This window comes from Chryseobacterium sp. PET-29 (assembly GCF_025736815.1).
Classification (GTDB): domain Bacteria; phylum Bacteroidota; class Bacteroidia; order Flavobacteriales; family Weeksellaceae; genus Chryseobacterium; species Chryseobacterium nepalense.
In genome coordinates this window covers 3297923-3322948 of record NZ_CP107053.1, presented here as the reverse complement: position 1 = coordinate 3322948, position 25026 = coordinate 3297923, and the positions used below count along the sequence as shown (strand labels likewise).

The window sequence follows — 25026 nt, the reverse complement described above, 5'->3', positions numbered from 1 at the left end:
TCTTATGAAAAGAATTTTACTATCTGCTTTTGCGCTTGTAATTAGCTCATCAGCTTTTTCACAGTATTGGTCGACACAAAACAGTGCTTTTGCAACCCCATCAAGGGGTATTGCCGGACTTGAAGTTTATAATGCGACAACTGTTTGGGCATTTGCTTATGACGGTGATCCTGTAGACCCGGCTAATCCTTCTAATGTTCAGGAATTTACCAAAACTTCTAATGGAGGTACCACTTGGACATCAGGGACAATCAATGTAGGAGATCCTACATTAACTATTACTAATATATCAGGAGTCAGTGGCACTACGGCTTGGGTTGGAGCTTTATTATCCACGTCAACAGATGGCTTAGGATCAGTTTACAAAACAGTGGATGGTGGTGTAACATGGACACCTCAAAAAGCTTTTTCAACCGCCGGAGAATCTTATTTAAATTTTGTTCATGCTTTTGATGCCAATAATGTTATTGCTGGTGGAGATCCGGAAGGCGGAGAATTCGAGCTTTACACCTCTTCAAACGGAGGTGGTACGTGGACTAGAGTTGCAGCTGCAAATCTTCCTAATCCTAGTAGTGGTGAGTATGGTTATAACGCAGGATATTATGCCGTTGGTAATAATATCTTCTTCTACACCAATAAAGGTCGTATTTTTAAATCTACAGACAAAGGTGTAACATGGAGTATTGCATTTAATGGCGCTACTTATAGTCTTTCAGACTTCGGGGGAGCTTCTATAAGCGGAGATATGGCATGGAGCGATGCCAGCAAGGGTCTGGTGATGAAAAAAACGTATCTGGGAACCACCCCTACAGCACTTGCCCTTTACAGAACAACTGATGGAGGAGCAACATGGTCAAGTGTAACATTTTCAGGTATTACTGCCGCTAATAAAATTAATGACATTACATATGTACCTGGTACAAATATATTAGTAGCAACAAGTTCTGCAGGTGGATCTTGGAAAAGTATAGATAATGGCTCAACATGGACTGTAATAGACTCTGCAGTACAACATTTAAGTGTGAGATGCTCTGATGCTAATACATGCTATTCCGGTGGATTTAATACTTCATCCTCGGTAGGAGGAATCTTTAAATCCTCTCAATCATTGGGAACCAAGGATTTAAATAATACAATCAGTAAATTATCTGTTTACCCTAACCCAACAAAAGGAGAAATCAATATCAAATCTGATAAGAAAATAAAATCATCTGAAATTTTAGATTTCACTGGAAAATCAGTATTAAAATCTTCATCAGCTAAGGCAGACATTTCTTCATTGCCTAAAGGAAATTATATTATGCAGGTAGAATTCACAGACGGAACTTCTATTTCTGAAAAAATAATTAAAGAATAATCAAACTATTTCAATAGATTTAAACTCACCTTATGGGTGAGTTTTTTATTTATTTTTGTAGAAAAAAATAAACTGGTGGCTCAATTCAAAACAAAATTCATCCAATTTCTGAAATTATTATTTCCATCTTCAGGAACTGAACTCCTTGTTCTGTTATTTTTCCTGGTTGTTTACGGATATTTAGGATCCTTCATCGCCATACATTACAAAATTATTTTTGACTCCAGAATTCCCTGGGATGCCTATTTCAGCTTCGATAATAAATCCATTGTAATGACCGGAGGAAGCTTCGAAAGACATCCTTTATCGTATTATTTCTTCAACTGGATCCGCGAGCTGGCGTTGCTTTTTTCTGATGGCAAAATGAATGGAGATTTTCGCTTTATCCTCGCGTGGTTCAGCAATATTGCAGTTAGTTTAAGTGTACTTCAGGTCTTCAAGTACCTGAAAAATATCATTAGGCTACCTCTAATCCTAAGTCTATTGCTCATTTTATTTTTCGGTGCGTTTTCAACGACAATCCTGCTGTCTTTCACCCCGGAAAATTTTACTTATACCCTATTTTTACTGACTTTATTTAATCACTATTCTGCAATAAAACTTAAAAAAGAGAAAAGAATACCCGCATTGGCGCTGGCATTTTCCGGAATTACAATCGGAGGATTAACCGTAACCAATATTGCCAAGGTATTCATTCCCGTTGCTTTTGAAAAAGGACTCTTTCACAGCTGGAGAAAGTTTGGAAATGCTATTTTAAGAGGAGCTTTTACTGTTATCTGCTTTATTTTATTGTACCTGAACCGGATTGATTTCAAATACCAGAACATATTCAGCAAGACCAATGAACAGTATGAAAAGTTCTCGAATGTAAATTCAACTCCGACCTGGGATATGATTCTTTCTTATTTTTTTGGCGGAAATATTTTATTTTCGGATTTTATTATCCGGGATAAACATAATATGATGGGATATCATTATAAAGGCATGATAATGACCGTATACTCGTCATGGATCCCTTACATTTTCATTGCCGTTTTATTGACTCTTATCTCCTGGAGTTATTGTAAAAATTTTAAAAATAAGCTGGTTCAGGTACTCATGATTTCATTTTTGTTTGATATTGTGATTCATTGCGTTATGAGATTTGGACTTCACACCTCATACATTTACGGAGGACATTTTGTTTTTGTTTATCCGTTATTGTTGGGATGGCTCTTTTACTCCTACAAAGAATCACCAAAAATGCTGTCTTTCTTAACCGTTGTTGTTAGTATTTTATTTGTTTATGCCTTAACAAATAATTATCTGAGAATGACAGAATTCTTCTGGTTTTTAAATAAATATTACTAAAAATTCATTATTCTATCCTATTATACTCTTGAAAACTGCATAAAAAAATAAAAGCTGAGAATAATCTCAGCTTTTTACGATATTTCAAAAATTAAATTATTTTGCTTCCGCACAGAAAATTCTATATTGTACGGCAATTGCCGATTTAAAATACTCTCTAACTTTAGACAGGTCAGAGGCAGCACTTTGTTTCGTAAAATAACTTCCCGCAAGAATTTTATAATTTGGTCTAAGTGATGCGTCGGTTTCAACTTTCAGATTGGGAAATCTTTTTCTGAAATACGCTTTCACTTCATTAGCTTCATCATTGCTTTTTACGGTGGTTATCTGGATCTTATACCCTAAAATCCTCGGATTTCTTCTGCATATTTCCGCATTGGTAAGTTCCCTATTCGGAACATAGATTTTTGTCGGTCTCAAAGATCCGGAATCATCATCAGCATCACTCGAAACAACCATACTGGTAGTTCTTGAACACTTGTCTTCAATACTTTCCAGCGCGGCATTTACCTTAGAATCCATTGTCATCACCAATTCCGTCCCGGCTAAGGTATCTTTTTTTACAATTTGTTGTGCTTCAAGAGTATAAAATCCTCCAAACAATACTATCGAAAATATTTTAATAAAATTTTTCATTTAAACTTGTTTCCGCAAATTTAGGTAAATTAAAAAATTATACCAAATGGAGTTATTTAGAATCAATACAAATTAAACGTAAATGATATTTTCCCCTTTCTATATACCGTTAAATTCCTGTTAAATATATTATTTTTGCCGAATTGATTGAATGTTCAATATTTACTAACATAAGATAATTTAAATGATTAGTTGGAGAAAGCATTATAGACAAACGTTGATCGCAATAGGCTTATTGTTATCAACCAGTGCTTCAATTTACGGGCAAGACGGCGATCCTAAAAACGGAGAAAAACTTTTCAAAGCGAATTGTACTGCATGTCACGCGTTAGACAAACAGGTCGTAGGACCTGCATTGAAAGGTGTGGTTGCAAGACTTGATACCGAACAGGGGCTTGGAAAAGACTGGCTTCACAAATGGATCAAGAACAACAAAGAGCTAAGAGCCTCTGGTGACAAATACGCCAATGAAGTTTTCGAAAAATTCAATAAGACTGAGATGCAGGTCTTTCCAAATCTTACCGATAAGGATATTGACGACATCTTAGCATACACAACTAATCCTCCGGCTCCGGAACCTGCAAAAACTGATGATGCTAAGAATACAGCAAATGCAGGATCTGCCAATGCGGCACCACAGAGCTCTACCACTACCAACGTGGTGATCATTTCACTTTTAGCGATTGCAGGTTTATTGGTTTGGATCCTACTGAAACTAAGACAATTAGTAAAACTGGGACAATCTGAAGACTTAGCAGGACTTAACGAAACAAGAGTAAAATCTTTCCGTGAAATTTACGAAAAATACCACTATATCGGTAAAGGACTTATTGCTATTCTGGCTTTACTGGCAGCATACGGAGTATGGAACTGGATCATGTGGATCGGTGTTTACAAAGGGTATAAACCTGAACAGCCTATCTATTTCTCTCACAAAATCCACGCAGGAGAACAGAAGATTGACTGTCAGCTATGTCACTCCAGTGCCAAGTACGGTAAAGTATCTGAAATTCCTTCTATGAACGTTTGTATGAACTGTCACAGAACAATTTCCGAGTACAATGCAGAACACTACATGGAACCAGGAAAAGACAAGGCATTCTACGACGGAGAAATCCAGAAAATTTATGCTGCTACAGGTTGGGATTCTGAAAAACAACAGTATACAGGAAAAACGCAGCCAGTTGAATGGACAAGAATCCACAACATGCCGGACTTCGTTTACTTCAACCACGCTCAGCACGTTGTAGCAGGTGAACAGGCAATTATTAATTCTTTCAACAAAAAGAATCCAAACAACAAAATTGATGTTGTATGTAAAGCCTGCCACGGTAAAATTGATACAATGAATGTTGTTCAGATGGCCAATGACTTCACAATGGGATGGTGTATTGAGTGCCACAGAACTACTGAGGTTGATATGAACAACGGTTATAATAAAGAATACTTCAAGAATCTACATGACAAGTTGAAAAAACAATACCCTAAAGATGGTGGTAAGATTACTGTAGATGCAATTGGAGGTCTTGAGTGTGGTAAATGTCATTATTAATAACTAAAAATTAGAAGTATAAATGGCTTCAAACAAAATACAATTTAGAAGTATTCACGAACTTAAAGATCCGGCTCTAAACAACAAGCTGGCTCAAAAAGAGTTCCAGGAAGAAATTCCGGTAGAAGATTTCCTTGGAGATGCTGAAAAAAACGGATCCAGTACTTCAAGAAGAGATTTCTTAAAACTATTAGGATTCTCTACTGCAGCGGTTACACTGGCTGCATGTGAAGCTCCGGTTATCAAAACAATTCCTTATGTGGTAAAGCCACATGAAATCATCCCGGGAATTCCAAACTATTACGCTTCAACATATTTCGATGGTTTTGACTTTGCGAGTGTTTTAGTAAAAACAAGAGAAGGAAGACCTATTAAAATTGAACCGAATCCTGTTGCAGGAGATCTTGGAAAAACAAGCGCAAGAGCACAGGCAAGCGTACTTTCTCTTTATGACAATGATAAAGTAAAGCAACCTAAATTTGAAGGTAAAGATGAAACTTTCGATAAGGTAGACAGCTACATTATCAAAGGACTGGAAGAAGCTAACGCTGCAGGAAAAAGAATTGTTTTATTATCGCATTCTTTTGCTTCCCCTACTTTCAAAAAATTATTCTCTGAATTTAAGGCTAAATATCCTACAGCAGAGTTAGTAACATATGATGCTTATCCTTATGCTGGTGCATTAGACGCAGCCCAGGAAGTTTTCGGAACAAGAGCATTACCGGTTTACGACCTTCGAGGAACAGAATTGATAGTTTCTTTCCAGGCAGATTTCTTAGGAGATTACAATGGCGGAGGATTAGAATCTTCTTACGCTGCTGCTAGAAAGCCGGGACCAAACATGTTGAGACACATTCAGGTGGAATCAAACATGTCACTGACTGGTGCTAACGCTGACGAAAGATTCAGATTAAAGCCTAGCCAGGTAAATAAAACTTTAGTTGAAGTTTACAATGCCATCGTTGGTGGAGGAACTTCAGATAAAACAGCTTCTGAAATTGCTAAAGAATTACAGACAAAAGGAAGCAAAGCAGTAGTTTTTGCCGACGGTTCCAAAGGTGCTCAGGTTTTAGCACACCTTATTAACCAGAAACTTGGTTCTACAGCTTTCACAGGTAAAGCAAACCTATTAAAAGAATTTGACAAAGCAAGATTCGAGGAATTCCTCGGATGGGTAAATGCAGGTCAGGTTGGTGTATTGATCGCCAATAATGTAGATCCTATTTACTCATACCACAAAGGAGAAGATTTCAAAAAATCTTTAACAAAGGTTCCTTACGTCATTGCTATTGCTGATAAGAAAAATGAAATGTACAAAGCAGCGAAAGCTGTAATTCCTGTAGCCAACTGGCTTGAGTCTTGGGGAGATATCGAACCGCAGACGGGAGTATATTCATTAATGCAGCCAACCATCCAGAAAATCTACAAATCAAGACAGATAGAAGAATCTTTATTGGTTTGGAAAAACGGAAAGAACAACGCGGCTAACAACTACTACGATTATTTAAAAGCAAATGCTTCTTCCGTACTAGGAGGAACTTCATTCAACAAAGCTTTATATAACGGATTTAATACTTCTGCAAATGCAACAACATTGTCGTATGCAGGAGGAAATGCTGCTCAGGCTGTAGCTGAATTAGGAGGCTTCAAAGCATCTGATTTAGAATTGGTATTATATACCAAAACAGCAATGGGAGACGGAACTCAGGCCAACAACCCTTGGCTTCAGGAATTACCGGACCCAATTACAAGAATGTCTTGGGATAATTACCTGACAATTTCTCCTAAAGATGCTGAAAGATTAGGTATAGAAAACGATCTTAATGCAAGAATGCAGCTGGACGGTTCTATTGTAAATCTTACGGTAAACGGAGTTACTATAAAAGATGTTCCTGTATTCATTCAGCCGGGACAGGCAGAAGGATCAGTAGGTCTTGCGCTTGGATATGGTAAGAAAAATTCAGGAGCAACAGCTGATACGGGAGTAAATGCATATCCTTTATTCGATGGATCTAACCTGGTGGTATCTAATGTTAAATTAGAAAAAACAGGTGAAGATCATGAATTCGCAGGGATCCAGCTTCAAAATACATTAATGGGACGTTACGAAATTGCTAAAGAAGTTCCTTTGGCAGATTTCTTAAACGTAGCATTTGATGATGAGCACAAAGGATGGAATAAGCCTTTGGAATATCACACCATCAGCGGAGCTCTTCCTGCAAGAAAGATTGACCTTTGGGATGCTTTCGATGATACGGACGGGCCTCACTTCAACATGTCTATCGACCTTAACTCCTGTACAGGTTGCGGATCTTGTATCATTGCCTGCCAGGCAGAGAACAACGTTCCTGTAGTAGGAAAAGAAGAGATCAGAATGTCCAGAGATATGTACTGGTTAAGAATTGACCGTTATTATTCTTCAAGACAGAAAGTAGAAGTATATGAGGGATTAAAAGAAGGAATGGCAGTTCCTGAATTATATGGTACTGCATTCGGCGACGGAGGGGCACTGAACCACCCTGCTGATAATCCTGATGTGATCTTCCAACCGGTAATGTGTCAGCATTGTAACCACGCACCTTGTGAAACGGTTTGTCCGGTAGCGGCTACATCTCACGGTTCTCAGGGACAAAACCACATGGCTTACAACAGATGTATTGGTACAAGATATTGTGCAAATAACTGTCCGTACAAAGTAAGACGTTTCAACTGGTTTACCTACAACCTGAATGACAAGTTCGATTTCAACATGAACAACGATCTTGGAAGAATGGTACTGAATCCTGATGTTGTTGTAAGAACAAGAGGGGTTATGGAGAAATGTTCAATGTGTATCCAAATGACTCAAACGACTATTCTTGAAGCTAAAAAAGAGAACAGAATCGTGAAAGACGGAGAATTCCAGACAGCTTGTTCAAAAGCATGTACAACAGGATCTATCCAGTTCGGAGACATGAATGACAAAGGATCTGAAGTCAGAAAATTATATGCTGACAACAGAAGATATTATTTACTTGAAGAGATCGGAACCAAGCCAAACGTGTTCTATCATACTAAAGTAAGAAACAGAGTAGAAAAATAAAGTTTAAATAATAAATAGGTAAAAAATGTCAGGACATTACGAAGCTCCGATAAGGGAACCTCTGATTATTGGTCACAAAACTTATCACGATATCACGGAAGATATTGCACGACCTATCGAAGAAAGAGCAGGTAAATTATGGTGGATCTCATTATATGCAGCCTTAGTTCTATTCATCTATGGATTTGGGTGTATCGCCTATACTATCGGAACAGGTATTGGAGCATGGGGACTTAACAGAACTATTAACTGGGGTTGGGATATTACTAACTTCGTATGGTGGGTTGGTATCGGTCACGCCGGAACCCTAATCTCAGCGGTATTATTATTATTTAGACAGCGTTGGAGAATGTCTGTAAACAGATCTGCGGAAGCGATGACGATCTTCGCAGTAGTACAGGCAGCAATCTTCCCGGTAATTCACATGGGTAGAGTTTGGGTAGGATATTGGGTATTCCCATTACCAAACCAGTTCGGTTCTCTGTGGGGGAACTTCAACTCTCCTCTACTTTGGGACGTATTTGCAATCTCTACCTATTTCTCGGTATCAACAGTATTCTGGTTTATGGGATTGATTCCTGACTTTGCAATGATCAGAGACAGAGCAAAAACACCTTGGACTAAAAAGATTTATACATTCCTTGCATTCGGATGGGGAGGTAAAGCAAAACACTGGCAAAGATTCGAAGAACTTTCTTTGGTTCTAGCAGGTTTGGCAACACCGCTTGTATTCTCAGTACACACTACCGTATCTTTTGACTTCGCCACGTCAGTAATTAAAGGATGGCACTCTACGATCTATCCTCCTTACTTCGTTGCCGGTGCGATCTTCTCAGGATTCGCGATGGTACAGACGTTATTATTGGTTGCAAGAAAAGTTTGTCACCTTGAAGATTATATCACTATGTATCATATCGAAATTATGAACATCGTAATTATTTTAACAGGTGGTATGGTAACCGTGGCCTATGCTACAGAATATTTCATCGGATGGTATTCAGGATCAAGATTTGAAGATTTCACTTATCTTTCTCCGGGTGCTGCTGTTGGACCTTACTGGTGGGCATTCTGGTCATTGATTATCTGTAACCTTGTTGTTCCTGCTTCATTCTGGTTCAAGAAATTGAGAACGAATATTATCTGGACATTCATTGTTGCATTAATCATCAACATCGGGATGTGGTTTGAGCGTTTTGACATCATCGTAATCAACCTTTCAAGAGACTACTTACCAGGATCTTGGACCATGTTTAAGCCAACGATCATTGATGTGGGTGTATATTTAGGAACAATCGGATTCTTCTCTGTATTATTCTTATTATATGCAAGAACATTCCCTGTAATTGCACAGGCCGAATTAAAATCGATTTTGAAAATCTCAGGTGAAACTTATAAAGCAAAAGAAGGAGATGAGCACCACTAAAATTGTATACGGACTTTATGCTGACGACGACGATTTAATGAACGGCGTTAAGGCATTCAACGATAAAGGAATCGCAATCAACGAAGTTTATACTCCGTTCCCGGTTCACGGGCTTGACAAAGCTTTAGGGTTAAAGAAAACAAGAATTTCTGATGCCGCTTTTCTTTACGCTCTTTATGGAGTAACGATTGGAGCTACTTTAACCTGGTATGTGATGAACCACGACTGGCCTCAGAATATCGGTGGTAAACCAGCTTTTGACTGGGGACACAATATGCCGGCATTCGTTGTACCAATGTTTGAGCTTATGGTATTTTGTGCCGCTCACATGATGTCATTAACTTTCCTGGTAAGAAACAAAATGTATCCCGGAGCGCCTGCACAAAACCCGGACCCGAGAACAACGGATGATAAATTTATGATGGAATTTGTAACTGATGATGTAGAATCTGTAAAACAGTTGCTTATTGAAACCGGAGTTGAAGAAATAACTGTTAAAGATGCTTAAAATGAAAAAGAATGTATTAAAAATTACAGCAGTTTTAGGTTTAACAACAGTTTTACTTAACTCTTGCGGGCCAAAAGAAAATACACCGTTAGTATATTTCCCGGACATGTATTTCCCGGTAGCTTACGATCCATTGATGAAAGCTCAGGATGCTTATTCAGATCATGAAAATGAAATTCCTGCTTTCGTAAAAAATAACGGGGCAACAGGCCTTTCTCCTGTAGAAGGATCTGTTCCTCAAAATAAAGATGGTGTTTTTGAAGAAGGATTGCTTCCGAAAACCGTTGATGAATATAATGCCGGTTATGATGCTTCAAAAACAATGACCAATTCTCCTTTAAATCCTGCAAACTCTGCAAAGGATCTGGAGAGAGGGAAAATATTATTTGAACATACCTGTGCAGCTTGTCATGGTGTAGGTGGAGACGGACAGGGACCTATCGTACAGTCCGGAGCTTTCTCCGGTGTACCAAACTACGCCGATAGGGAAATTACTGTAGGATCTGTTCATTATGTAATCACAAACGGTAGAAACGCAATGGGATCTTATGCAGGGCAATTAAACGCTGGAGACAGATGGAGAGTGGCCATGTATGTAATGAATGCCTTTAAAAAAGGAGCTGCAGCACCTGCCACTGCAACACCTGCAGCGGGAACGGCTACACCGGCGTCGACTACAGCAGCAGCACCGGCAACTACTGAAACAAAGACTACCGAAACTAAAAAATAAGAAAAGAAATGTATAGTTTTTCACCAAAATTAAAATCAACTTCTATAATCCTTCTTGTTGTAGGTTTAGTTCTTTTTGGTATTGGTTTCTTTTTAAACAAAGGAATCTCTGCCGAGAAAATAGAACACATGATGGAAGCTGTTAACGCTTCTGGTCATACTGCTCCTACACATTCTAGTGAAATGGTTGGTCCTCAGGATCACGCTGCTCATTTGGAGCATGCTACTCTTCAGGTACATAACCAGCCTTTAGCGGCAATACATTTTGTAGCTGTATTTTTCTTCGGAGTGAGCTGCTGCGTATTATTCTTTTATTCTATCCAGCATGCTGCACACGCAGGATGGCCAATTATCATTACAAGAGTAATGGAAGCTATTGCTTCTTATATTCCTTACGGTGGTGCTATTCTGATCATTTTAATGCTTTTAAACATTACACACCAAGGACACCTTTTTCATTGGATGGATCCTGAATTGACAGACCCGAACTCTGCTCATTTTGATGTGATCTTATTTGAAAAAAGAATCTTCCTAAATATTCCTTTCTATGCTGTTAGAACATTTATCTATGTTTTAGGTGCTTCGTTCTTCGCTTGGAAACTGAAAGCTCAGTCTAAAAAAGTAGACGAAACCAAATCAAAAGTAGATTACCAGATGTTGTACAGATGGGCGGTAGGATATATTGCATTCTTCGGATTTGCTTCTGCTGCTTGGGCTTGGGATTGGTTGATGTCTATTGACCCTCACTGGTACTCTACGATGTATATCTGGTATTCAATGGTGAGCTGCCTTTCAAGTGGTATTGCGGTAATCATTCTTTTAAGTGTTTATTTAAAGAAAAACGGGTTCCTGCCACAATTCAATGACAATCACTTACACGATTTAGGAGTATTCCTTTTCGCAACAAGTATGCTTTGGACGTATACCTGGTTTGCACAGTTTATGTTATATTGGTATGCGAACATTCCGGAAGAGGTTAATTATTTCTTCGGAAGATTCCAGCACTACTCTCCTACTTTCTTACCAATGCTGATCGTAAACTTCTTATTACCGCTATTGGTATTAGTAAGCAGCAGCATCAAAAGAAACTATAAAGTAGTTACAATAATGGCAATAGTGGTTATCTGCGGACACATTTTAGATTACTTCAACATGGTAATGCCAGGAACAGTAGGACCATACTGGAAAACTCCTGAAGTATTCATCCTGATCTTAGGAGCAATCCTGTTCGTAGTTGGATTATTTATGTTTACTGTGCTTTCTGCATTATCTAAACTTAAATTAATCCCTACAGGAAACCCTTATTTACATGAATCTGAAATTTATGAATATCCTTTCTAAGGAATTTATTACAAGATAAAATTGAAAGACTGATCGTAATGATCAGTCTTTTTTTTATTTTTAAAAAAATTACATTTCCATGCAACCTTTTTTAATTTTTATTGTCTTTTAAATATAAACAGTATTCAAATTAAATTTTAAAACCATGAAGAAAAGCTTTCTATTATTATTTTTAACATTAGCATTCAATTTTTTAAGTTCACAAACCATTACTTTTATTTCTGAAAAAACCAATAAGCCACTGCCTAAAGTTTCGGTATTCGGAAAAGACGGAAGTATTGTTGCTTATTCTGATATTGATGGAAAGATCGACAAAAATCTGATAAAGCCGGACCAGGAAAAATTTCAGCTGGTCTATGACAATTTCTCAATGGCCACATTATCATATGCTGATTTTGAAAAAGAAGTGATTAAGGTTGATGACAAAATCCGAAATATTGAACCGGTTGTCATAAAAAATAACAAACCTGCAAAATATATTTTTGTAAAAGGTAATTTTAATGCCTATGTCACCGTAAATAACAAACTCAATTGTTACGCAGACGGAATTGTTACCTATATTTTCGACAATAAAACAAAAAAAATGAAAGGCGCCACCGTGGAGCAATACCGAATCTACAGACTGGAAGATGCGGTCTTTGAGAAAAAGCAAACGGGCATGTGGGATTATCAGGCTTTGCTAAGACTTCCCGAAATGAAAGAAGTAGGAAATATACTGGAGTACAAAAAGAGAAATTCCGTGATTAAAGAACTTAAAGGCCAGCAGAAGGACGAGATTGAAATCACAGGCGAAGCATTACAGGAAAAAGAATTTGCATTTTTTGGATACCGCTTCTATGATGTTAAAAATATCATCAATGCTGCATATGAAAAAGACACTCAGAAAACGCTTAGGGATTTGTTGGAATTCAATGAAATTGGTTTCCTTAAACTTAAACACAAAAGTGAACCAGACTATAATCAACTTATTGTTTACAAAAATTTCTATCCAACGGAATTAGACTTCAGAGATGAAAATGTATCCGAAAAAAATAAGTTTGATTTAAAAAACAGCAGCTATACCACAACTTATTGGGAAAGCACGGATTTCCCGAATATGCAGTCCGTTTTTAGTTCATATTTCGGAGATAAATTAAAGGAAAAACAAAATATAAAATAAAAATCCTCTATTAATAAACGTTTTAGTAAATTTGTGACAAACGGAAAAAAATGAAAAAGTTGTCTTTTCTGCTAATTTTCAGTTTGTTGCTTTTTACAGCATGCAAAAAAGATTCAGTAGATGCCACCAACACGAAAACTTTACAGTCGAGTATCAATGATATGACGGCAAGTCTTCCAACCATTAAACAGATTAAGTTTAATGAAGCACTTTATATTTTAAAGACGTTCGGAGTGGAAGCCGATGGCGATGTTGCAGAACTAAAAGCATTAGGCCAGCTAATCAACGGCAAAAAAGTTCCTGAAATTATGGCAATGGCCGATCAGGTAGCACAGAAAAACGGCATCGAATGGGCCAGCAATGCCCCTCCTTCTTTAGGAGAAATGAATATTTTCGGTGACGATAAAGCAAAAGAAAGTGATCCTAATGATGTAAAAGCAAATGCTTTGAGCATCATCACAAGACCTACAGGCGACGACGGAACTGGGGCATCAACTGCCATCCAGATCGTTCCCAGACTTGTGGACAATGCCGGAAATCCGGTTTCCTTCACAGGTGCAGGATTGGAAGTAACTCTTGAAGTTTTCAGTAATGGGGTGAAACTTTCAACGGCAAAAAACCTAATGCAGGATAATAATTTTAAAGGATTTAATTTAAAATTTTCTTCCATTCCGGCAGCGAAAGTCGTTGATAATAAAATTGATATTACCGTATCGGTTAAGACGACGGCCAAAATATTCAAAATGACAAAAATAGGATTAGATGTAAATCCTTTATTATTAAAAGTTCCTGCTCCGGTGGTTGTAGATTCGATGGCTGTAAACCAGGATCCTGCAGTAATTGATCCGAACAATCCGGGCTCAACAGTTCCGTCAACGGATCCGAATGCAACGGCAACAACGCCGGCTACTCCAAAACAGCCCGCTGCAGATCCTAAAAACGTAGTATCCGGTTTCCTGAATAATGTAAGTTCGCAAAACTTAAAGGCGGCATACGGCGCTTCAAGCAATCCAAGCTGGGGAAGCTATGAATCGTTTTCCAACCCTACTTCAGGTTTCGGATCAGTGAAAACCGTGAGTGTGAAAAATATCACCACGAATCTTTCTAATACCAATGTGGCAAGTGTAAATGCAACCTACGACGTTACAGATAAAAACGGAAGAACAACTTCGTTGAAAGCAACTTTCGGATTAAAAAATGTAAATGGTGAATGGAAAATTTCCAGTTATAAAATCAATCCTTAAAAATGGCATCACAAGAACTCATCAGGAAACTGGAAGAAACGATAGAAAATGTACCAGATTTTCCGATTCCGGGAATTCAGTTTAAAGACATTTCACCAATTTTTTTAGATCCTAAATTGTATGAAGATGTCATTGCAGATCTCGTAGCTTTCAGCAAAGGGAAAGTGGATGCTGTTTGCGGAATCGAAAGCCGCGGTTATCTTTTCGGGATTGCCATTGCTGTTGCCCTGGAAGTTCCTTTTATTTTGATAAGAAAATCCGGAAAGCTTCCTCCGCCGGTTATTTCGGAAAAATACGACCTTGAATACGGAAGCGCTGTCATCGAAACACGTGAAGGACAAATAAAGCCGGGACAAAAAGTTCTTATTCATGATGATCTTCTTGCAACAGGAGGAACTACGGAAGCGGCAGCAAAGCTGGTAGAAAAGCAAGGAGCAATCGTATCCCAATTCAGCTTTCTGATTGGCCTGAAAGACCTTAAGGGAGAAGAAAAATTAGAGAAATTTAATGCAGAAGTTTATCATATTTTAAAATATTAGACTTAAAAAATCGTTGCTTCGGCAGGCTCAGTATGAATACTATGTATATTCACTTAACGTTAAATTATGCGTTGTCACACTGAGCTTTCCGAAGCATTTTTTATTAAATTCATGCTCAACAATTCATCATTCAGCTTATTTGTTTAAATAAAAATCAACAATACACACAAAGTATTTTGTAAATCATTCAGAAACAATTAAATTTGCATTTCAATTTTTAACAATTTATGGCAAAAATTACAAAGAATGCTCAAAACGAGCAAGAAGGTAAAGAAACAGTGGAGTTTTTTAAAGATCTTGACAGAGAAGCTTTAAACACCGAAAGATTTATTGAGAGATATTCAAAACCATTGGGTATTGCTTTCGGGGTGCTTGTTTTAGGCGTTCTGGGATTCTTCGCTTACAAACAATTTGTGGTGACTCCTAAAAACGCTGAAGCTGTAAAAAGTTTCCTTGCCGCTCAGAAAAATCTTACTGAAGGAAAAGATAAGGAGGCACTAGGTGGTAAATCTGCTGCAAACCCTGGTTTCCTGGGAACCTATAATGAATATTCCGCAACTGATATTGGTAAGCTTTCTGCGTATAACGCGGGACTTTTGAAATTCAAAGAAGGAAAATTCCAGGAAGCATATGATCTTCTGGACAAGTTTTCATCAGACAACAAAACTTTGATGGCGATGAAATACGGAGCAATGGCTGATGCACAGTCTGGCCTCAACAAAAATGACGATGCTTTGCAATTGCTGGATAAAGCAGCTTCTGCTTCAGACGATCCGTATACAATGTATTACTTCACAAGAAAGGCAGGTATTCTGGCTTTAGGTCTTAACAAAAAAGCTGAAGCTAAAAAATATTTTGCTACAATTGATGAAAAATATCAGGACTACGACAACGGAATGTCTGACTCTTATATTGAAATGACTAAATATTACTAAATAATGGCAACAGTTAATCTTTCTGATTATAAGCCACTTCATATAACCAATGCCGATGAATTTTCAATCGGCATTGTTTTTTCTGAGTGGAATGATTTTGTAACTTACAATCTTCGCGATGCGGCATTGGAAATCCTTCAGAAAGAAGGAGTACGGCCTGAAAATATTAAGCTTTTCCCCGTTCCCGGTGCTTTCGAACTGAATTATGCAAGCATGCAGCTTTGTAAAGAACGTAAATATGATGCAGTGATTGCCATTGGCTGTGTAATCCGCGGGGAAACTCCTCACTTTGACTATGTCTGTTCAGCAGTTGCCCAGGGAATCAAAGACTGTAATATACTTACCGATACCCCTACCATTTTCTGCGTTCTTACTGATGATACCAAAGAGCAATCTATCGCGAGAAGTGGCGGAGATCTTGGAAATAAAGGGGTTGAAGCAGCAGTTACTGCATTAAGGATGATTGATTTTAAAAAGAACTTATCCGGTAAAAAAGGAAATATCGGTTTCGGCCATTCATAATTAATTTAACTTCTTTTAATATGTAAGGATCGTGAAAACGGTCCTTTTCTTTTATCTAAATATCAAAAAACTCATTTAAATTATGATTTTGGCAGATATTACATTTTTAATTTTATTTTAAATAATTATAAATTTCACAATTATTTTCAAATTTTAAGATTTCATAATAAAGAATTACTCCCAATTGCTAAATTTGCAGGAATTAACATTTAATAAATACAGATGTTGTTTCAAAAAATTAAGCCGTTTCTTTATTTAGGCATATTCTATCTTGCAATCTCATTCATACTGAGAATTGTTTTTGTATTTCACCCTATTACCACAGCAGATTTCGGTTTTTTAGACCTATTGCAAATTATGATGGTCGGAATCCTGAATGATATATTGGTGTTCATCATAACATGTCCTTTTTTGGCCCTTTATTTTCTGTTTTTATCAGACTCGAAATATCAGAAACCTTACGGTTATATCATCCTCGGCCTGTTGTGTTTGCTATTTTTATATATACTTCTCATTCCGGATAATATTTTTAAGCAATACGGAGGATCAGTTGCTGAAATCGCGATGGCTTTTATCGGACTTAAAATCATTGTCTTCAGCCTAATGCTCTTCCTTCCCGAAAAGCGGGTAAAGATCAGAAATTCAATGTATTTCCTTACTATTTTCCTATACGTCCTGCTTATTATTTTTAATGCCGTGAGCGAATATTTTTTTTATAATGAGTTTGGATTACGATATAATTTTATTGCTGTAGACTATCTTATCTATACAAACGAAGTAATCGGAAATATCATGGAAAGCTACCCTGTTGTTCCTTTATTTCTGGCCATATTTGCACTGGCAGTTGTATTTACGGTTTATATTTATAAAAAAACTAAAACTGAACTTCTAAACCTTCCGAATATTAAACAGAAGATCATCTTATTAGGTTCTTTTTGCATTTTGGTAGCAATAAGTATTTTAGGATTAAGTTTTACCACAAAATTGAAATCTGATAATGTTTTTGAGGAAGAAATCCAGGCCAACGGATTGCCAAAATTTTATTGGGCTTTTACCCATAATGAACTGGATTATTTTCAGTTTTATCCTCAGATTAACCAGCAGATTGCAGAAAACACTTTTCTGAGCCAGTACGCACAGCCTGTTTTAAAAAGAAATATTCAACCCGGAAAACCGGAATTGAAGAAAAACGTCGTTTTGATTTCCATTGAAAGTTTATCGGCAGATTTTATGGCACATTATGGTAACACACAGAAAATAACCCCTTTCCTGGATAGTCTTGCAGATAAATCTCTGATGTTTACTAATCTTTACGCTACAGGAAACAGAACCGTTCGCGGACTTGAAGCGCTTACACTCTGTATCCCGCCTACTGCCGGTGAAAGCATCATTAAAAGAGAAAACAATAAAAATAAATTCACAACAGGAAGTGTTTTCAAATCAAAAGGTTATGATGTTAAATTCCTATATGGCGGCTATAGCTACTTTGATAATATGAAAGATTTTTATGAAGGAAATGGCTACACCATTGTTGACAGAAATAATTTTAAACCGGACGAGATTTCCTTTGCCAATGTCTGGGGCGTTGCAGATGAAGATATGGCTAAAAAAGCAATTCAGACCATGAATGCTGAAGCGAAATCCGGAAGACCGTTTTTTAATCACTGGATGACGGTTTCCAACCACCGTCCTTTTACTTATCCTAACGGTAAAATAGACATTCCTGGTGATGCGAAATCACGGGAAGGCGGCGTAAAATATACCGATTATTCTCTCAGAAAATTCTTTGAAATGGCTAAAAAACAAGACTGGTATGCCAATACGGTTTTTGTAATCATTGCAGACCATTGTGCTTCAAGCGCAGGAGATACAGAACTTCCGATGGATAAATACAAAATTCCTGCAATGATTTTTTCTGAAGGATTTATTCAGCCGCAAAAGTTTACACAGACCATGTCGCAGATTGATGTAATGCCTACGCTTCTAGGTCTGCTTAATTTTAATTATCAGACAAAATTTTTAGGGCAGGATGTATTTTCAAAAGAGTTTCAGCCGAAAGCGTATGTCGCTACTTATGAAGATTTAGGCCTTATTAAAGATAATTATTTAACCATCATTTCACCGGTAAAAAAGATTAAGCAATATGCTTTAACACAGCAAAAAAACAGCCTTACTCCGGAATTCAACCTGTATTATGATGAAAAATATGTGAAAGGAAACCTTCAGAATAAAAAACTTATTGAACAGACCATTTCTGCATATCAGTCAACTTCTTACTGGCTGAAAAAAAACCAGCTCAACCGGTAATTGGTAAAAATATTGCTCCATCCATAAAAAATACATTTTAAATCTTTAAATTTATATATCACAAAATAATACAACTATGAGATGGACTGACGACAGAGGCGGCAACGTGGAAGACAGGCGTGGACTAGGCGGCGGAGCCGTTGTGGGAGGCGGATTGGGAACTTTGATCATTGCTGCCATCATTTTTTTCCTGGGAGGAGACCCTTCTTCCATACTTTCTTCCGGAAGCGGTTCCGGGCAAGCAACAACCGAACAGCGGGAACTTTCGGCAGAAGAAAGAAAAATCGGGGAAATGGTAGATATGATGGGAAAATGGAATACCACTACCTGGGAGCAGGTGTTCAGTGAAAACGGAATGACCTACGAACCCCCGAAAATCGTACTTTTCGAAAGCACAACACAATCCGGATGCGGAACCGCTCAGGCTGCAATGGGTCCTTTTTATTGTCCGGCAGACCAGTCTGTATATATGGACATGACCTTTTTTAATGAACTTGAGCGACGATTCGGCGCCAAAGTAACCGAATTTACAGTTGCATATGTACTTGCCCATGAAGTTGGCCATCATGTTCAGACGCTTTTGGGAACAACCCAAAAAGTAGATCAGATGCGAAGAAGCGGGCAATACAGCGAAGCAGAAATGAACAGGGTTTCCGTTGCCACGGAATTGCAGGCGGATTTTTACGCCGGACTCTGGGCCAAAAGAACAGATGCTGAAAAACACATTCTGGAACCGGGAGACATTCAGTCTGCCATTGATGCCGCAGAAGCTGTTGGAGATGACAACATCCAGAAAAAATCTCAGGGATATGTAAACCAGGAAAGCTTTACACACGGTTCTTCCGCTCAGCGTAAAGAATGGTTCATGAAAGGATACAACACCGGAGATATCAGACAGGGGGATACTTTCAACCAGCTGTTGAGATAAATAAAATTAACCTAAAAAATTAAAAGCCCCGAAGATTTTCTTCGGGGCTTTGTTTATTGCAATTCGATTGGGTTACTGTTTTTCTTGGCTTCTTCTTTTACCCGTTCTTCCATTCTTTTTCTCATTTCCGCAGGATTTCCGCCGCCGCCACGGTTACCACCACCAACTCTCATTGGTGCACTAATTCCTCCGCCCTGACTCATAAAAGACATAGGATCTTCCATGAATTTTTTCTGCTGCTTTACATAATCGGATCTTTTTACTTTAATAGTATTCCCGAATTGATTTAATGTGGGAAAATCAGCAATTTTATAATTTTTCATCAGGTCGAAAGAATATTCGTCTTTATCATCTTCTACCTTTACAATAAGCCCGGGAAGTCCTCCGAATTTATATGGCCCGTCCTGATAAGGCAGATCCGTAGTAAACCAGGCCGTCCATTTTCTTCCTCCGAAATCAGTTTCCGCTTTCTGTACTTTATACTCGCCTATTTTTGTGGTTTCGGGAAATATTTTCCAGCTGATAGGTCTGTCTTCCTCATAGGTGTAAACATCTCTTCCTATTCTGTCCTTGAAAATCATCTTCTGACTTTTTTTATCTTTTTCTATAGAATAATTGATAATGGATCTCAGACTCTGCATCTGATCTCTGTTGAATCCTCTTGCTCCACCACTTTGCATGGCAGCCTGTATAACAGAATCTCTTTTGATCCTGTTTTCAGAATAAAACACTGATTTTTCCGGAGAAATATCAAGATATGCATTTTCTGTTTTAATATCATTTTTGTCAGATGCGTCCGGCTTCATGGTTACCTGATACACAAATCTGTTAGTCTGCGCTATAATAGTCTGCATAAACAATGACAAAACGATGATTCCTAATTTTTTCATTAAGGTAAATTTATAGTTTGGATTTTAAAATCTTTGCAAAGTTAAAGCCATCAATAATAAAAATTGATAAAATAAAATCGCTAATTTTTATATACTAATTATTGTTCGTATTTTTGCACTATTAAATCATTCTAAATAAATACAATGATAAAAGTATCAGATCAAGCAAAGGCAAAAGCAGTCCAACTGATGACAGAGGAAGGCTTTAACCCTGTTGAAGATTATATAAGAGTGGGGGTAAAAAGCGGAGGGTGTTCTGGTTTAGAATATGTTTTGAGGTTTGACAACCAAAAAACAGACACTGATCAAATTTTTGAAGATAATAATATTAAAATTGTAGTCGACAAAAAATCAATACTTTACCTTGCAGGAACTACTCTTGAATATTCAGGAGGTTTGAATGGAAAGGGGTTTGTTTTTAACAATCCTAATGCATCCAGAACATGCGGATGCGGAGAAAGTTTTTCTTTGTAGAAAAGAGAAGACATTAGATGCCGGATCTCAGACCACATACAGAGTCTGAAATCTAAAGTCTAACTTCTGAAATCTAAAAATATAATGAATAAATATACTGAAGACGATTTACGCGTCGATTTAGAAAATAAGAAATACGAATTCGGATGGGAAACTAAAATCGACTATGAAGATTTCCCTACCGGTTTGAATGAAGATATCATCCGTTCTATTTCTGCAAAGAAGGAAGAACCGGAATGGATGACGGAATGGCGTTTGGAGTCTTTCAGAATCTGGCTTAAAATGGTTGAGCCGGAATGGGCTAATATTAAATATGAAAAACCGGATTTCCAGGCTATTAAATATTACGCCGCTCCAAAGGTAAAACCCGAACTTGCAAGTCTTGATGAGGTAGATCCTGAACTGATCAAAACCTTTGAGAAGCTGGGAATTAATATAGAAGAACAGAAAAGACTTTCCGGTGTTGCGGTAGATATCGTAATGGACTCCATTTCTGTGAAAACCACTTTTCAGGATACACTGATGGAAAAAGGAATTATTTTCTGTTCCATCTCGGAAGCCATTAAAAACCACCCGGACCTGGTAAGAAAATACCTTGGAAAAGTAGTTCCGAGAGGTGATAATTTTTATGCCGCCCTGAATTCTGCCGTATTCTCTGACGGAAGTTTCTGCTATATTCCGAAAGGTGTAAGATGCCCAATGGAGCTTTCCACCTATTTCCGTATCAACCAGGCGGGAACAGGACAGTTTGAAAGAACATTGGTGATTGCAGATGAAGGCAGTTATGTTTCCTACCTGGAAGGATGTACCGCGCCATCAAGAGATGAAAACCAGCTTCACGCAGCTGTGGTTGAATTAATCGCTTTAGATAATGCCGAAATAAAATATTCAACGGTACAAAACTGGTATCCGGGAAATGAAGAAGGAAAAGGCGGAGTTTTCAATTTCGTAACCAAAAGAGGGCTTTGCGAAAGAAATGCAAAAATCTCCTGGACTCAGGTGGAAACAGGTTCTGCCGTAACATGGAAATATCCTTCATGTATTTTAAAAGGTGACGGATCCATCGGTGAGTTCTACTCTATTGCCGTAACCAATAATCACCAATATGCAGATACGGGAACAAAAATGATCCATATCGGGAAGAATACGAAGTCCACAATTATCTCTAAAGGTATTTCTGCAGGGAAGTCACAAAATTCATACAGAGGTCTTGTAAAAGTAATGCCTTCCGCAAAAGGAGCAAGAAATTTCTCTCAGTGTGATTCTTTATTGATGGGCAATGAATGTGGAGCACATACTTTCCCTTATATTGAAATCAAAGACCCTTCTGCACAGCTGGAGCATGAAGCAACGACTTCAAAAATCGGGGAAGACCAGATTTTCTACTGTAACCAGAGAGGAATCGACACAGAAAGAGCTATTGCTTTAATTGTGAACGGTTTCAGTAAAGAAGTTTTAAATAAACTTCCTATGGAATTTGCCATTGAAGCTCAGAAATTACTGGAAATTTCATTGGAAGGTTCTGTAGGATAGTATCCTTTGAACATTAAGGAATTAAGTTAAATTTACAGCAATAGCTTAATCAACTTAATCAAAATCAATTTTATTGATTTGCTTAAAAAATGATACATTAAGACTAATAAACTTTAATTCTTAATGTTTAAAATAAAAAGAAATAGTATTTCATTGATAAGCGTTAGCGCCTTTGTTTATCTTAGAAAAGCAAAGGAAGATTAAAAATCTTAGTCTAGCCTTGCGATAAATTTAAACGTATGTTAGAGATAAAAAACTTGCACGCCAAAATTGAAGACGGCGCAGAAATTTTAAAAGGAATTAATCTTGAGATAAAACCGGGTGAAGTTCACGCCATCATGGGACCGAACGGAGCCGGAAAATCCACCCTTTCTTCCGTAATCGCAGGGAAAGAAGATTATGAAGTTACGGACGGTGAAATTATTTTCGGGGGTGAAAACATCATTGAAGATGCTCCTGAAGAGAGAGCACACAAAGGGATTTTCCTTTCTTTTCAGTATCCGGTAGAAATTCCGGGAGTTTCTGTAACCAACTTTATTAAAGCTGCGATGAATGAAAACAGAAAAGCCAACGGATTAGGGGAAATGCCTGCCAAAGAAATGCTTTCGATGATTCGTGAGAAATCCGAAAAATTAGGCATTAAAAAAGATTTTCTTTCAAGATCATTAAACGAAGGATTTTCCGGAGGTGAAAAGAAAAGAAATGAAATTTTCCAGATGATGATGCTGGATCCGAAACTGGCGATCCTTGACGAAACAGATTCCGGATTGGACATCGATGCACTGAGAATTGTTGCAGACGGTGTAAATGCTTTCAAAAATGAAGGAAATGCAGTTCTTCTGATTACCCACTATCAGAGATTGCTTAATTATATTCAGCCTGATTTCGTTCATGTATTAGCCAACGGAAAAATCATCAAAACCGGTGATAAATCCCTTGCGCTGGAACTGGAAGAAAGAGGGTACGACTGGCTTTTAAATTAATTAAAGGATAAGAATTCAGAGATTCATCTCTTAGCTTACAAATCAGCCAAACAAAAAAACAAAAAATGGTGCAAACCACAGATATACCAGTAATGGCATTAAAAGAACAGATTACAGAAAACCATCATCAATTTTTGGAAAGCCTTCGTCACAGATTTCTGGATGAAAAAAGGAAAGAAGCTCTTCAAAGATTCGAAATGCAGGGTTTTCCTACAAGAAAAGACGAAGAATATAAATATACCAATCTAAAGGAGATTACGGAAAAAGCGTATAATTTTTTCCCGAAAGAAGGCCATAATATTACCAAAGAGCAGCTGGATAGTCTTCATCTGGGTGAAGAAAATTTTGACTGGATTACTTTCGTAAATGGTAAACTCCATAAAGAACTTTCAAAAGTTTCTATTGAAAATGTTGAGTTTCTTTCATTTAATTATGCCCTGAATGATGAGAAACACAGAGAGATTTTTGACACCTATTTTAATACAATTGCTTCAAAAGATTCTGCTTTTACCAATCTGAATGAGGCATATTGCAAGTATGGTTTTTTTCTGAAAGTTCCTAAAAATGTTGTGATCGAAAAACCGATTCATATTTTTTATATTTCTCAGAATCAGGAAGAAAACACCTTCTATAACACGAGAAATTTACTTATTGTAGAAGAAGGTGCCAAAGTGGAAATTATTGAAAGCCATCACAATTTTGACAATACTTATGTATTGACTAACTCTGTGACGGAAATTTTTACATACCCCAATGCAAAAGCAGACTGGCATAAGCTGCAGAATGATAATGACACTTCTTATCTGATTGACAATACATTTGCAAGACAGGAAAAAGACAGTTTAACAACCGTAAATACATTTTCTTTCGGAGGAAAACTGGTAAGAAACAACCTTGATTTTATTCATAATGGATCCAATATCAATTCATTTATGAACGGAATCACCATTATCGGTAAAGATCAGCTGGTGGATCATCACACAGCAGTTCACCATAATTTCCCGAATTGTGAAAGTTACCAGAACTACAAGGGTATTTTTGACGGAAAATCTCATGGGATCTTCAACGGAAAAGTATTTGTTGATAAAATTGCTCAGAAAACAAATGCGTATCAGCAGAACAATAATGTATTGCTGAGCGAAGGGGCAATTATTGATACAAAACCCCAGCTGGAGATTTTTGCAGATGATGTAAAATGTTCTCACGGTTGTACCGTAGGACAGCTAAATGAAGATGCTCTGTTCTACTTAAGAGCAAGAGGTATTTCTAAAAAAGAAGCTCAGGCACTTTTATTATATGCTTTCGCCAACGATGCAATGCAGAATATAGATATTGAGCCGTTAAAAGAAAAAATTTCTAAGCTTTTGGCCGAGAAACTGGAAGTTGATATAGAATTTTAGTAATATATAATTGATAATAGTAAGCACTTCATATTTTCATTGAAGTGCTTTTTTATTGCTTATATTTAATTGGCTAAGTCCCGACTGACGATTAAAAAAGCGGACTAAAGCCCGCTCCCTATGTTTGAATTTAC

Annotated in this window: 21 protein-coding genes; 19 read left to right on the top strand and 2 right to left on the bottom strand. The window is 37.4% G+C overall.

The genetic code is table 11. The features are described from left to right. The first annotated feature begins 4 nt into the window (after positions 1 to 4). Positions 5 to 1357 carry a T9SS type A sorting domain-containing protein gene (locus tag ODE14_RS15120; RefSeq protein ID WP_263602028.1) on the top strand — a complete coding sequence of 451 codons (1353 nt, stop codon included), beginning with the start codon at positions 5 to 7 and terminating at the stop codon, positions 1355 to 1357. Positions 1358 to 1432: 75 nt separating this feature from the next. Continuing rightward, a complete protein-coding gene (locus ODE14_RS15115; RefSeq protein WP_263602027.1) occupies positions 1433 to 2707 on the top strand; it encodes a DUF6080 domain-containing protein in 1275 nt (424 codons plus the stop codon). 96 nt (positions 2708 to 2803) lie between these two features. Here ODE14_RS15115 and ODE14_RS15110 read toward each other — a convergent pair whose 3' ends face one another. After that, positions 2804 to 3343 carry an SPOR domain-containing protein gene (locus ODE14_RS15110; RefSeq protein WP_263602026.1) on the bottom strand — a complete coding sequence of 180 codons (540 nt, stop codon included), beginning with the start codon at positions 3341 to 3343 and terminating at the stop codon, positions 2804 to 2806. 184 nt (positions 3344 to 3527) lie between these two features. Here ODE14_RS15110 and ODE14_RS15105 point away from each other — a divergent pair, with 184 nt between their 5' ends. The 13 genes from ODE14_RS15105 to ODE14_RS15045 all read left to right on the top strand — a co-directional run bounded on the left by ODE14_RS15105 (position 3528) and on the right by ODE14_RS15045 (position 19612). Further along, complete coding sequence (locus ODE14_RS15105) at positions 3528 to 4895, top strand: c-type cytochrome (protein WP_263602025.1); 1368 nt, start codon at positions 3528 to 3530, stop codon at positions 4893 to 4895. A 22-nt stretch (positions 4896 to 4917) separates the two neighbouring features. Further along, a complete protein-coding gene (locus ODE14_RS15100; protein ID WP_263602024.1) occupies positions 4918 to 7977 on the top strand; it encodes a TAT-variant-translocated molybdopterin oxidoreductase in 3060 nt (1019 codons plus the stop codon). A gap of 25 nt (positions 7978 to 8002) precedes the next feature. Then, positions 8003 to 9400, top strand: a complete 1398-nt coding sequence (gene nrfD, locus ODE14_RS15095) for an NrfD/PsrC family molybdoenzyme membrane anchor subunit (protein ID WP_090000552.1) — start codon at positions 8003 to 8005, stop codon at positions 9398 to 9400. Continuing rightward, a complete protein-coding gene (locus tag ODE14_RS15090) occupies positions 9387 to 9908 on the top strand; it encodes a DUF3341 domain-containing protein (RefSeq protein WP_066435200.1) in 522 nt (173 codons plus the stop codon). The genes nrfD and ODE14_RS15090 overlap by 14 nt, the downstream gene beginning before the upstream one ends. Beyond that, positions 9901 to 10638 (top strand): c-type cytochrome, encoded by a 738-nt coding sequence (locus tag ODE14_RS15085; RefSeq protein ID WP_248389020.1) that lies wholly within the window; start codon positions 9901 to 9903, stop codon positions 10636 to 10638. The genes ODE14_RS15090 and ODE14_RS15085 overlap by 8 nt, the downstream gene beginning before the upstream one ends. A gap of 8 nt (positions 10639 to 10646) precedes the next feature. Further along, positions 10647 to 11978 carry a quinol:cytochrome C oxidoreductase gene (locus ODE14_RS15080; protein ID WP_248389022.1) on the top strand — a complete coding sequence of 444 codons (1332 nt, stop codon included), beginning with the start codon at positions 10647 to 10649 and terminating at the stop codon, positions 11976 to 11978. 145 nt (positions 11979 to 12123) lie between these two features. Then, positions 12124 to 13137 carry a hypothetical protein gene (locus tag ODE14_RS15075; RefSeq protein ID WP_263602023.1) on the top strand — a complete coding sequence of 338 codons (1014 nt, stop codon included), beginning with the start codon at positions 12124 to 12126 and terminating at the stop codon, positions 13135 to 13137. Between the two features lie 50 nt (positions 13138 to 13187). Then, positions 13188 to 14381, top strand: a complete 1194-nt coding sequence (locus tag ODE14_RS15070) for a hypothetical protein (protein WP_263602022.1) — start codon at positions 13188 to 13190, stop codon at positions 14379 to 14381. Between the two features lie 2 nt (positions 14382 to 14383). Beyond that, positions 14384 to 14920 (top strand): adenine phosphoribosyltransferase, encoded by a 537-nt coding sequence (locus tag ODE14_RS15065; RefSeq protein ID WP_248389028.1) that lies wholly within the window; start codon positions 14384 to 14386, stop codon positions 14918 to 14920. Positions 14921 to 15147: 227 nt separating this feature from the next. Continuing rightward, on the top strand, positions 15148 to 15855 hold the full coding sequence (locus tag ODE14_RS15060; protein ID WP_248389030.1) for a tetratricopeptide repeat protein: 708 nt from the start codon (positions 15148 to 15150) through the stop codon (positions 15853 to 15855). A gap of 3 nt (positions 15856 to 15858) precedes the next feature. Continuing rightward, positions 15859 to 16377: a 6,7-dimethyl-8-ribityllumazine synthase gene (gene ribH, locus ODE14_RS15055; RefSeq protein WP_263602021.1), complete on the top strand. Its 519-nt coding sequence runs from the start codon at positions 15859 to 15861 to the stop codon at positions 16375 to 16377. A 222-nt stretch (positions 16378 to 16599) separates the two neighbouring features. Further along, positions 16600 to 18684 carry an LTA synthase family protein gene (locus tag ODE14_RS15050; protein ID WP_263602020.1) on the top strand — a complete coding sequence of 695 codons (2085 nt, stop codon included), beginning with the start codon at positions 16600 to 16602 and terminating at the stop codon, positions 18682 to 18684. A gap of 76 nt (positions 18685 to 18760) precedes the next feature. Continuing rightward, positions 18761 to 19612, top strand: coding sequence for a neutral zinc metallopeptidase (locus ODE14_RS15045; RefSeq protein ID WP_263602019.1), 852 nt, complete (start codon positions 18761 to 18763; stop codon positions 19610 to 19612). 53 nt (positions 19613 to 19665) lie between these two features. On the opposite strand, the gene ODE14_RS15040 is transcribed toward ODE14_RS15045, so the two are convergent. Then, positions 19666 to 20502 (bottom strand): GLPGLI family protein, encoded by an 837-nt coding sequence (locus tag ODE14_RS15040; RefSeq protein ID WP_248389036.1) that lies wholly within the window; start codon positions 20500 to 20502, stop codon positions 19666 to 19668. 144 nt (positions 20503 to 20646) lie between these two features. Between ODE14_RS15040 and ODE14_RS15035 the strand changes: the two genes are divergently transcribed. From ODE14_RS15035 to sufD, 4 genes are all read left to right on the top strand, one after another. Further along, entirely contained in the window at positions 20647 to 20976 is a 330-nt protein-coding gene (locus ODE14_RS15035) for a HesB/IscA family protein (protein ID WP_169231783.1), read from the top strand. 84 nt (positions 20977 to 21060) lie between these two features. After that, positions 21061 to 22509, top strand: a complete 1449-nt coding sequence (gene sufB / locus ODE14_RS15030) for a Fe-S cluster assembly protein SufB (protein WP_263602018.1) — start codon at positions 21061 to 21063, stop codon at positions 22507 to 22509. Between the two features lie 239 nt (positions 22510 to 22748). Then, positions 22749 to 23492, top strand: coding sequence for a Fe-S cluster assembly ATPase SufC (sufC, locus tag ODE14_RS15025; protein ID WP_248389038.1), 744 nt, complete (start codon positions 22749 to 22751; stop codon positions 23490 to 23492). Positions 23493 to 23584: 92 nt separating this feature from the next. Then, entirely contained in the window at positions 23585 to 24892 is a 1308-nt protein-coding gene (sufD, locus tag ODE14_RS15020; RefSeq protein WP_263603847.1) for a Fe-S cluster assembly protein SufD, read from the top strand. Positions 24893 to 25026 lie beyond the last annotated feature (134 nt).

Coding starts and splice junctions, on each gene's coding strand:
- ODE14_RS15050 (WP_263602020.1), top strand. CDS start 16,600: ATGTTGTTTCAAAAAATTAAGCCGTTTCTTTATTTAGGCATATTCTAT.
- ODE14_RS15060 (WP_248389030.1), top strand. CDS start 15,148: ATGGCAAAAATTACAAAGAATGCTCAAAACGAGCAAGAAGGTAAAGAA.
- ODE14_RS15075 (WP_263602023.1), top strand. CDS start 12,124: ATGAAGAAAAGCTTTCTATTATTATTTTTAACATTAGCATTCAATTTT.
- ODE14_RS15045 (WP_263602019.1), top strand. CDS start 18,761: ATGAGATGGACTGACGACAGAGGCGGCAACGTGGAAGACAGGCGTGGA.
- sufB (WP_263602018.1), top strand. CDS start 21,061: ATGAATAAATATACTGAAGACGATTTACGCGTCGATTTAGAAAATAAG.
- nrfD (WP_090000552.1), top strand. CDS start 8,003: ATGTCAGGACATTACGAAGCTCCGATAAGGGAACCTCTGATTATTGGT.
- ODE14_RS15065 (WP_248389028.1), top strand. CDS start 14,384: ATGGCATCACAAGAACTCATCAGGAAACTGGAAGAAACGATAGAAAAT.
- ODE14_RS15080 (WP_248389022.1), top strand. CDS start 10,647: ATGTATAGTTTTTCACCAAAATTAAAATCAACTTCTATAATCCTTCTT.
- ODE14_RS15035 (WP_169231783.1), top strand. CDS start 20,647: ATGATAAAAGTATCAGATCAAGCAAAGGCAAAAGCAGTCCAACTGATG.
- ODE14_RS15070 (WP_263602022.1), top strand. CDS start 13,188: ATGAAAAAGTTGTCTTTTCTGCTAATTTTCAGTTTGTTGCTTTTTACA.
- ODE14_RS15090 (WP_066435200.1), top strand. CDS start 9,387: ATGAGCACCACTAAAATTGTATACGGACTTTATGCTGACGACGACGAT.
- ribH (WP_263602021.1), top strand. CDS start 15,859: ATGGCAACAGTTAATCTTTCTGATTATAAGCCACTTCATATAACCAAT.
- sufD (WP_263603847.1), top strand. CDS start 23,585: ATGGCATTAAAAGAACAGATTACAGAAAACCATCATCAATTTTTGGAA.
- ODE14_RS15100 (WP_263602024.1), top strand. CDS start 4,918: ATGGCTTCAAACAAAATACAATTTAGAAGTATTCACGAACTTAAAGAT.
- ODE14_RS15105 (WP_263602025.1), top strand. CDS start 3,528: ATGATTAGTTGGAGAAAGCATTATAGACAAACGTTGATCGCAATAGGC.
- ODE14_RS15120 (WP_263602028.1), top strand. CDS start 5: ATGAAAAGAATTTTACTATCTGCTTTTGCGCTTGTAATTAGCTCATCA.
- sufC (WP_248389038.1), top strand. CDS start 22,749: ATGTTAGAGATAAAAAACTTGCACGCCAAAATTGAAGACGGCGCAGAA.
- ODE14_RS15040 (WP_248389036.1), bottom strand. CDS start 20,502: ATGAAAAAATTAGGAATCATCGTTTTGTCATTGTTTATGCAGACTATT.
- ODE14_RS15110 (WP_263602026.1), bottom strand. CDS start 3,343: ATGAAAAATTTTATTAAAATATTTTCGATAGTATTGTTTGGAGGATTT.
- ODE14_RS15085 (WP_248389020.1), top strand. CDS start 9,901: ATGCTTAAAATGAAAAAGAATGTATTAAAAATTACAGCAGTTTTAGGT.